This window comes from Streptomyces sp. (genome assembly GCF_019510245.1).
GTDB lineage: Bacteria > Actinomycetota > Actinomycetes > Streptomycetales > Streptomycetaceae > Streptomyces.
On record NZ_JAEKKT010000082.1, the window covers coordinates 1 to 8,741 of the forward strand.

An 8,741-nucleotide genomic window follows, 5' to 3' on the forward strand; every position below is an offset into this window, starting at 1 on the left:
CCCAGCGCCGTCTGGATCGTGGACACCAAGAAGGAGCACATCGCGGTCGGTGAGGCCCGGAAGCTCAACATCCCGGTCGTCGCGATCCTCGACACCAACTGCGACCCCGACGAGGTCGACTACAAGATCCCGGGCAACGACGACGCGATCCGCTCCGTCACCCTGCTCACCCGCGTGATCGCCGACGCCGTCGCCGAGGGCCTCATCAGCCGCTCGCGCGTCGCCACCGGTGACAAGGGCGAGAAGGCCGCCGGCGAGCCGCTCGCCGAGTGGGAGCGCGACCTGCTCGAGGGCGAGAAGAAGGCGGACGACGCCGAGGTCCAGGCCTCCGCCGAGACCGAGAAGGTCGCCGACGCCGAGCAGGCGGAGGCTCCGGCCGCCGAGGCCGCTGCCGAGGCTCCGGCCGCCGTCGAGGACGCCGCCGAGGCTCCGGCCGCCGCCGAGGCTCCGGCCGAGGACGCCGAGCAGGCCTGACCCGTCAGCGTTGACGGCGGGGGCGGCGACATCCCGTACGCCCCCGCCGTTCACCCATAGATTCGCGCTCTACATCTACGTGTAGATCGTGGATCGGGCAGATCTCCCGACTTCGAGAAAGACTTAACGACTCATGGCGAACTACACCGCCGCTGACGTCAAGAAGCTCCGCGAGCTCACCGGCGCCGGCATGATGGACTGCAAGAAGGCCCTGGACGAGGCCGAGGGCGACGTCGGCAAGGCTGTCGAGGCGCTCCGCATCAAGGGCCAGAAGGGCGTCGCCAAGCGCGAGGGCCGCTCCGCCGAGAACGGCGCCGTGGTCTCGATCATCGCCGACGACAACTCCTCCGGCGTTCTCGTCGAGCTGAAGTGCGAGACGGACTTCGTCGCCAAGGGTGAGCGGTTCCAGGCCGTCGCCAACACCATCGCCGAGCACGTCGCCAAGACCGCCCCGGCGGACCTGGAGGCCCTGCTCGCCTCCGAGATCGAGCCCGGCAAGACCGTCCAGGCGTACGTCGACGAGGCCAACGCCAACCTCGGCGAGAAGATCGTCCTGGACCGCTTCGCGCAGTACGCCGACGGCTACGTGACCGCCTACATGCACCGCACGATGCCCGACCTGCCCCCGCAGATCGGTGTCCTCATCGAGCTCGACAAGCCGAACGCCGAGATCGCCAAGGGCGTCGCCCAGCACATCGCCGCCTTCGCGCCGAAGTACCTCGCCAAGGAGGACGTGCCGGCCGACGTCGTCGAGTCCGAGCGCCGCATCGCCGAGGAGACCACCCGCGCCGAGGGCAAGCCCGAGGCCGCCCTGCCGAAGATCGTCGAGGGTCGCCTCAACGGCTTCTTCAAGGACGCCACGCTGCTCGGCCAGCCGTACGCGCTCGACAACAAGAAGTCGGTCCAGAAGGTCCTGGACGAGGCCGGTGTCACCCTGAAGCGCTTCACGCGCATCAAGGTCGGCATCTGAGTCCGTACCGCGATCGACGCGCGACCCGCGGGTAAATCCCGATAGGGTCGGTCGACAGCAGTCGTCCGTACACCCGCCACACCCAGGGACGTGACGGACGGCGGCAGATCTGACGAGGAGGCCATTGCCGCGCATGGGCAGCGAAAAGCGACCCCATCGGCAATGGCCTTCTTTGTATGTGCACCACGTGAAAGAGGCGGGATCTCCATGACCACCAAGGCCCAGAAGAGCGACGACGGCAAAGTGCGCGGCCGGTTTCTGCTGAAGCTGTCCGGAGAGGCGTTCTCCGGTGGCGGCGGCCTGGGCGTGGACCCCGACGTGGTGCACAAGATCGCCCGTGAGATCGCGGCCGTCGTCCGCGACGGCGCCGAGGTCGCCGTCGTCATCGGCGGCGGCAACTTCTTCCGCGGCGCCGAACTCCAGCAGCGGGGCATGGACCGGGCCCGCTCCGACTACATGGGCATGCTCGGCACCGTGATGAACTGCCTCGCCCTCCAGGACTTCCTGGAGAAGGAGGGCATCGACTCGCGCGTGCAGACCGCGATCACCATGGGACAGGTCGCCGAGCCGTACATCCCGCTGCGCGCCGTGCGCCACCTGGAGAAGGGCCGCGTGGTCATCTTCGGCGCCGGTATGGGCATGCCGTACTTCTCCACCGACACCACGGCCGCCCAGCGCGCCCTGGAGATCGACGCCGAGGCGCTGCTCATGGGCAAGAACGGCGTGGACGGGGTCTACGACTCCGACCCCAAGGCCAACCCCGACGCCGTCAAGTTCGACTCCCTCGGCTACGGCGAGGTCATCACCCGCGAGCTCAAGGTCGCCGACGCCACCGCGATCACGCTCTGCCGTGACAACAAGCTGCCGATCCTGGTGTTCGAGCTGCTGGTGGAGGGCAATATCGCGCGCGCCGTCAAGGGTGAGAAGATCGGCACGCTGGTGGGTGACCAGGGCAGCCGGGACTGACCGGCACCGCCTGACGGACCCTGACCGGGGGATGGACAATGTCCTGCCGGTCGGGAACCGTCGGGGAAAGAAGACGCGACGCAGCCGGCCGGCGCCCCGAAACGGAACCGCAGCCGGGCCTTACTCAAGACACGCAGGAGCAAGTGGTGATCGAAGAGACCCTCCTCGAAGCCGAGGAGAAGATGGAGAAAGCCGTCGTGGTCGCCAAGGAGGACTTCGCCGCGATCCGCACCGGTCGTGCGCACCCGGCGATGTTCAACAAGATCGTGGCCGACTACTACGGCGCGCCGACGCCGATCAACCAGCTGGCCTCGTTCTCCGTACCGGAACCGCGCATGGCGGTCGTGACCCCGTTCGACAAGACGGCCCTGCGCAACATCGAGCAGGCCATCCGCGACTCGGACCTGGGCGTCAACCCGAGCAACGACGGCAACATCATCCGGGTGGTGTTCCCGGAGCTCACCGAGGAGCGCCGCCGCGACTACATCAAGGTCGCCAAGGGCAAGGCGGAGGACTCGCGGGTGTCGATCCGTTCCGTGCGCCGCAAGGCCAAGGACGCCATCGACAAGCTGATCAAGGACGGCGAGGTCGGCGAGGACGAGGGCCGCCGCGCCGAGAAGGAGCTCGACGACACCACCGCGAAGTACGTCGCACAGGTGGACGAGCTCCTCAAGCACAAGGAAGCGGAGCTTCTCGAAGTCTGATGAACGACTCATCCTGGGGAGCCCCGCCGCACGCCGGGCCGCAGCCCGGGCAGGCCGGACCACCGGCCGGGTACTGGGAACCGACCGATCAGGGTCCCGGCCAGGCGTACGACCCCGGCTCCGGCCAGGGATACGGCCCCGCCCACGGCTCCGGTCAGGGGTACGGCGCAGGCCCTGCCCAGGGTCCCGGCCAGGGGTACGGTCCCGGTCGCGCCCACGGCTACGACCAGGGGCAGGTCCGGGGAGCCGCCCCGGCGGCTCCCGCGTACGATGCGCAGAACGCGCAGCAGACTCGCCCCATGCCCATCGTGCCCGACGACGTACCCCCGTACGGCTCGGACCAGGACGGTGACAGGGGGGCCGCCCGGCTGGGCGGTCCCCGGTACCGAGACGAGACGTTCCGCAACGACAAACCGTCGGCGCAGCCCCTGCCTCACGCGGCGGCGCCGCAGAATCCGGAGCCCATGCCCGACGCCCCACAGCCGGCGCCCGCGCCGCAGAAGAAGAGCGCGGGACGCGACCTGGGTGCGGCCATAGGGGTCGGCGTCGGACTGGGCGTCGTGATCGTGGCGTCCCTGTTCGTCGTCAAGGCCGTCTTCGTCGGTGTCGTGGCGATCGCGGTCGTGGTGGGCCTGTGGGAACTGACCAGCCGGCTCCAGGAGCGCAAGGGCATCAAGGCGCCCCTGGTCCCGCTGGCGCTGGGCGGCGCGGCGATGGTGGTCGCCGGGTACGCGCGGGGGGCCGAGGGCGCCTGGGTCGCCCTGGCGCTCACCGGCCTCGCGGTCCTCGTCTGGCGCATGACGGAACCGCCGGAGGGCTACCTCAAGGACGTCACGGCGGGTCTCTTCGCCGCGTTCTACGTCCCGTTCCTGGCGACGTTCGTGGCGATGATGCTCACCGCCGAGGACGGCCCCTTGCGGGTGCTGACCTTCCTGCTCCTCACGGTGGTCAGCGACACCGGCGCCTACGCGGTCGGCTGGCGCTTCGGCACCCACAAGCTCGCCCCGCGCATCAGCCCCGGCAAGACCCGCGAGGGCCTGGTCGGCGCGGTGCTGTTCGCGATGGTCGCGGGCGCGTTGTGCATGGAGTTCCTGATCGACGACGGCACCTGGTGGCAGGGCCTGCTGCTGGGCCTCGCGGTCGCGGCCAGCGCCACGCTCGGCGACCTCGGCGAGTCCATGATCAAGCGGGACCTGGGTATCAAGGACATGGGCACCCTGCTCCCGGGCCACGGCGGCATCATGGACCGACTGGACTCCCTGCTGCCCACCGCTCCGGTGGTGTGGCTGCTGATGGTGCTGTTCGTCGGCAGCGCCTGACACCGGGCCACGGCGCCCCGCCGCGGCAGCGGCAAGGCGAGCCCCCGTCGCAGGGCGGGGGCTCGGTGGCATGCCGGCCCCGGATGACGCAGCAGAAATCGCAGGGTCGTTCCGGCGGGCGGCAGACTCCCTGTGAGGACGCTGTCTCCTCCGACGCGCAGGGAGTGTGCCCATGCCCCTCGACCCGGCTCCGGCCGCCACCCCGCCTCCTCCGCCGGTCCGGTTCTGGCCGGTCGGTGATCTGCCCGCGCTCGACCCGGACCCCTTCCTGGACGAGGTGATGCGCGAGGAGCCGGTCACCCGGATCCGGCTCGCGTACGGCGAGGGGGAGGCCTGGCTGGTCACCCGGTACGAGGACGTCCGCTTCGTCACCTCCGACCCGCGTTTCTCCCGGGAGCTGGTCGTCGGCCGTGAGGTCACCAGCATGCGCCCGGCCCCCGTGGCCTCCCAGACGGCCGGCCTTCAGTACATCGACCCGCCCGCGCACAACCGGCTGCGCCGGGTCGTCGCCCGTGCCTTCACCGGGCGGGCCATGCAGCGGCTGCGGCCGATGGCGGAGCGCAGGGCCGGTGAACTCCTCGACACGATGGAGGCCGCGGGCCCGCCGGCCGACCTCATGGAGCATCTGCACGGCCCGTTCCCGATCGCCGTGATCCGTGACTTCCTCGGCATCGACGAGAAGGACTGGCACCGCTGGGCGGAGACCGGCGAGGCGCTGCTCTCCGCCGGCCCCGACGCAGAGGAACGCGCCCGGGAGGCCGCCCGGACCACCCGGGCCCGGATCGCCGAGCTGCTGCGGAGCCGCCGCGAGGAGCCCCGCGAGGACCTCGCCGGAGTGCTGGCCCGGGCCACCGAGGACGGCGAGATCACCGACGACGAGGCGATCTCCCTGGCCACCGCCGTCCAGGTCAGCGGCGGCCACGCGGTCCGCAACAACAGCGGCTCGATGATGTACGCGCTGCTCACCCGCCCCGGCCACCTGGACCGGCTGCGCCGCGAGCCGGAGCTGCTCCCCAGGGCGGTGGACGAACTGTTCCGCTACGTCCCGCACCGCAACGGCGTCGGCATCCCGCGGGTCGCCGTCGAGGACGTCGAGGTCGGCGGCCGGCTGATCCGGGCCGGTGACGTCGTCTACAACGCCTACGTCGCCGCCAACCGGGACCCCGTCGTCTTCAGCGACCCCGACGACCTGGACTTCGACCGCGCGGGCGGTCCCCACCTGGCCTTCGGTCACGGACCCCACCACTGCATGGCCGCGATCATGGCCCGCATGGAGGCCGAGACCATGATCGGCGCGGTCCTCTCCCGCTTCCCCGGCATCCGGCTGGCCGTGCCCCCCGAGGAGGTCGAGTTCCAGCGCCAGGGCCTGATCCGCGGACCGCGTACGCTGCCCGTGACCTGGTGACTGGCAAGGACCGAGGAGAACCCCACCATGCTGACGACCACCTACGTCCCCGGCGCCCCGAACTGGCTCGACCTGGGCACCACGGACACCCACGCGAGCGCCGCCTTCTACGCGGCCGTCTTCGGCTGGGAGCACCGGTCGGCGGGACCGGAGGCGGGCGGCTACGGCTTCTTCGAGCAGGACGGCGAAACGGTCGCCGGGATCGGCCCGCTCACCGAGGAGGGCGCGACGCCGTCCTGGAGGGTGTACTTCCACACCCCGGACGCCGACGCCACCGCCAAGGCCGTGGAGCAGGCGGGCGGCAGCGTCCGGATCGCCCCGGCGGACGTCTTCGCCTTCGGGCGGGCGGCCGCCTTCATCGACCCCGCCGGCGCGCACTTCGCGGTCTGGCAGCCGGGCGAGACCCCGGGCCTGGACCTCGTCGCGGTGCCCGGCAGCCTGTCCAGGACGGAGCTCTACACCACCGACGCGAACGCGGCGAAGGCGTTCTACGCGGCGGTCTTCTCCTGGCAGACGCGGGACGTGCCGATGGGCCCGGGACTGACCTACACGATCCTCACCCCGGCAGGCGGCGGCCCGGCGGCGGCCCACGGCGGGCTGATGCAACTGCCCCAGGCCAACCTCGACGCAGGATCGACGCCGGAATGGCATCCCTACTTCGAGGTGAGCGACTGCGACGCCACGTCCGCCAGGGCCACCGAGGCCGGAGCCACCGTCCTCATCCCGGTCACCGAGGCACCCGGCATCGGCCGCTTCGCCATGTTCCTCGACCCCTCCGGCGCCCTCTTCGCCGTCATCACGACGGCCAGGGGCTGAGCCCAGGCTCCCCGCCGGACTTCCGTCGCAGGCCACCTCAGTTGATCTGCGACACTGATAAGGCCATGCCTAATCCCGGAGAACTGTTGTGCTCCGGGCACGGAGAAGCCCCCCACCAGCGATGTTCTCGCCAGTAGGGGGCTGCCCTGTACCCGCTGGGCCGTCTCCGGGCCGTCAGGGCTCCTGGCCCATGTTGAAGACCCCGTCCAGGGCCCGCCGGGCTCGCTCGCTGCTGCTGGGCATCAGGTGGGCGTACACCCGCAGCGTCATCGCTGGGTCGGAGTGCCCGAGGTACTCACTCACGGCCTTGATGCTCTCGCCCGCGTCCAGGAGGACCGAGGCGTAGAAGTGGCGAAGGGCGTGCATCCCGTGCTGCCGGGCGGAGGCGTACGGCTTGCCGGGTTCCGGAGTTGGGATTAGGCCGGCCGCCGCAAGAGCGGGCTTCCACTCCTGGATGTTGAAGTTGCTCCGCCAGACGATTCCGTCGGCCGTGTTGGTGAAGATGAGGCGCCGCTCGGTGAGCGGGCCGTCCGGCCGCATCCAGGGCAGTTTGATTGCCACGGGCGGGTGACTCTTCATATGCCGGCGCAGGGCTGAGGCAACCGAGGACGGCAGCGGTACGTCCCGCTCCTTGTTGCCCTTCGGAGGAGCGAAGACGGCAGTGCCCCGGATCAACTTGACCTGAGTGGTCACCCGCAGGGTGTCGCCGCCGAGCTGCAAGGTGTCTTCGGCCAGGCCGATGATCTCGCCCTGTCGGAGGCCGCAGCCGCTGCCCACGTCGACCATGGCTCGGTAGCGCTCGGGCAGCGCGTCGCGGACCGCGAGCACCTGGGAGGGGAGCCACGGCACGACTCGGGAGGCCGATGCGGCGGGTGGGCGGACAGATGCAGCCGAGCATGGATTCCGGGCGAGATGGCCGTCATCCACAGCGGCCGACAGCACCGCGCGGACGTTGGCGTAGATGTTGCGGGCGTAGCTCCCGCCCATCGAGTCGTTCTCCAGGTCGCGCACGAACTCGCGGATGTGGACCGGACGGAAGGACCCGAGCGGACGCGCCCCGATGCGCGGGAAAGCGTGCAGCCGAAGCCGGGTCTCCACTCCGATACGCGTGTTCAAGTCAGTGGTCTGTCCGGCGATCCAGCGTTCCGCGTACTGCTGGAAGGTGATCCGGGCGGCCTTGGGGTCGACGTACTGGCCACGAGACATGTCAGCAGCCGTCTCGGCCAGCCACTCTTCCGCACGACGCTTCTGACGGTCGGGAAACGATCGGCTCTTCTCGGTGCCGTCCGGCCCGACGTACCGGGCCCGGTAGCGAAGGCCCTTGCCATAGCGGTCGGTCTTCACCTTCACCGGCTTGCCGTCCGGGCCCGGCTCGGTCTTGTACCAGAGATCCTGCACGTGACCCGGCATCAGGCGGCCACCTCGGTCAGCCCGTCGACCCACTGGCGAAGCCGGACAGGGTCGTAGCGCAGGTGCCGGCCGACGCGGAAGGCCGGAGGACCTGTGCGCTTGCGCCGCCACTGATACAGCGTCTCGACTGGAACACCGAGCAGCTCGGCGACGTCGGCCGGGGTCAGGTACCGCTCCGGAAGCGTGCGAACGGTCATGCAGCGGCTCCTTCCAGGACCAGGTCCCGCAGTGCTTCCCGGGCGGTTTCGCGGTTGAGCTGGAGGCCGCGGGCGATGGTGGCGGCCAGGACGGATTCGCCAGGGGAGTGGCCATGGCCCGCGTACTGCCAGTCGGCGAGGACCAGGACGGTGTCCGGCTCCTGGCCGTCGAGACCGAGGGCGGCGTGCTCCTGGGCGGCGCGGTAGTCGGCGCGGGCCTGGCGGAGAGCGCCGAGGGTGGTCGAGTAGCGACGGGACTTGGAGGAGAAGTGGCCTCGGAAGCCGAGCATGTGCGCCCAGGCCCACAGGCGCCGGTCCGGATAGAACGGGTCGAGCAGCTTGCAGGCTTCGATCAGACGGCGGGTGTGGTCGGGGACGCCGTGGCGGTCCAGTTCGGAGAGTTCGCCGATGCGGCGGTCGAGGGTGCCGGTGTTCTCGGCCGCTTTGGTGGCGTACTTGGCGACGTAGGAGGCGACGGCC

9 protein-coding genes and 1 pseudogene are annotated in these 8,741 nt (G+C 70.5%); 7 read left to right on the plus strand and 3 right to left on the minus strand.

Annotated elements, in window-relative coordinates; all coding sequences use genetic code 11:
- The 7 genes from rpsB to JF597_RS04845 all read left to right on the plus strand — a co-directional run.
- Window positions 1–474: 30S ribosomal protein S2 (gene rpsB, locus JF597_RS04815; RefSeq protein WP_293989335.1), on the plus strand; the 474-nt coding region annotated here is incomplete at its 5' end.
- A gap of 133 nt (window positions 475–607) precedes the next feature.
- Window positions 608–1,444, plus strand: a complete 837-nt coding sequence (gene tsf / locus JF597_RS04820) for a translation elongation factor Ts (protein ID WP_293989338.1) — start codon at window positions 608–610, stop codon at window positions 1,442–1,444.
- Between the two features lie 207 nt (window positions 1,445–1,651).
- The gene (gene pyrH, locus JF597_RS04825; protein ID WP_293989341.1) at window positions 1,652–2,410 is read left to right on the plus strand and encodes a UMP kinase; all 759 of its coding nucleotides are present in this window, start codon (window positions 1,652–1,654) and stop codon (window positions 2,408–2,410) included.
- Window positions 2,411–2,556: 146 nt separating this feature from the next.
- A complete protein-coding gene (frr, locus tag JF597_RS04830) occupies window positions 2,557–3,114 on the plus strand; it encodes a ribosome recycling factor (RefSeq protein WP_132889831.1) in 558 nt (185 codons plus the stop codon).
- On the plus strand, window positions 3,114–4,433 hold the full coding sequence (locus JF597_RS04835; protein WP_293989346.1) for a phosphatidate cytidylyltransferase: 1,320 nt from the start codon (window positions 3,114–3,116) through the stop codon (window positions 4,431–4,433). Before frr ends, JF597_RS04835 begins: the two co-directional genes overlap by 1 nt.
- 172 nt (window positions 4,434–4,605) lie before the next feature.
- On the plus strand, window positions 4,606–5,838 hold the full coding sequence (locus tag JF597_RS04840) for a cytochrome P450 (protein WP_293989349.1): 1,233 nt from the start codon (window positions 4,606–4,608) through the stop codon (window positions 5,836–5,838).
- Window positions 5,839–5,865: 27 nt separating this feature from the next.
- Window positions 5,866–6,654: a VOC family protein gene (locus JF597_RS04845; RefSeq protein WP_293989352.1), complete on the plus strand. Its 789-nt coding sequence runs from the start codon at window positions 5,866–5,868 to the stop codon at window positions 6,652–6,654.
- A gap of 174 nt (window positions 6,655–6,828) precedes the next feature.
- Here JF597_RS04845 and JF597_RS04850 read toward each other — a convergent pair whose 3' ends face one another.
- The 3 genes and pseudogenes from JF597_RS04850 to repSA all read right to left on the minus strand — a co-directional run.
- On the minus strand, window positions 6,829–8,064 hold the full coding sequence (locus JF597_RS04850) for a site-specific integrase (RefSeq protein WP_293989355.1): 1,236 nt from the start codon (window positions 8,062–8,064) through the stop codon (window positions 6,829–6,831).
- Window positions 8,064–8,261 (minus strand): helix-turn-helix domain-containing protein, encoded by a 198-nt coding sequence (locus JF597_RS04855; RefSeq protein ID WP_093474319.1) that lies wholly within the window; start codon window positions 8,259–8,261, stop codon window positions 8,064–8,066. The genes JF597_RS04850 and JF597_RS04855 overlap by 1 nt, the downstream gene beginning before the upstream one ends.
- Window positions 8,258–8,741, minus strand: a pseudogene (repSA, locus tag JF597_RS04860) (replication initiator protein RepSA); the annotation flags it as partial. The pseudogene repSA and the gene JF597_RS04855, both read right to left, overlap by 4 nt.

Coding starts and splice junctions, on each gene's coding strand:
- tsf (WP_293989338.1), top strand. CDS start 608: ATGGCGAACTACACCGCCGCTGACGTCAAGAAGCTCCGCGAGCTCACC.
- pyrH (WP_293989341.1), top strand. CDS start 1,652: ATGACCACCAAGGCCCAGAAGAGCGACGACGGCAAAGTGCGCGGCCGG.
- JF597_RS04835 (WP_293989346.1), top strand. CDS start 3,114: ATGAACGACTCATCCTGGGGAGCCCCGCCGCACGCCGGGCCGCAGCCC.
- JF597_RS04840 (WP_293989349.1), top strand. CDS start 4,606: ATGCCCCTCGACCCGGCTCCGGCCGCCACCCCGCCTCCTCCGCCGGTC.
- JF597_RS04845 (WP_293989352.1), top strand. CDS start 5,866: ATGCTGACGACCACCTACGTCCCCGGCGCCCCGAACTGGCTCGACCTG.
- JF597_RS04850 (WP_293989355.1), bottom strand. CDS start 8,064: ATGCCGGGTCACGTGCAGGATCTCTGGTACAAGACCGAGCCGGGCCCG.
- JF597_RS04855 (WP_093474319.1), bottom strand. CDS start 8,261: ATGACCGTTCGCACGCTTCCGGAGCGGTACCTGACCCCGGCCGACGTC.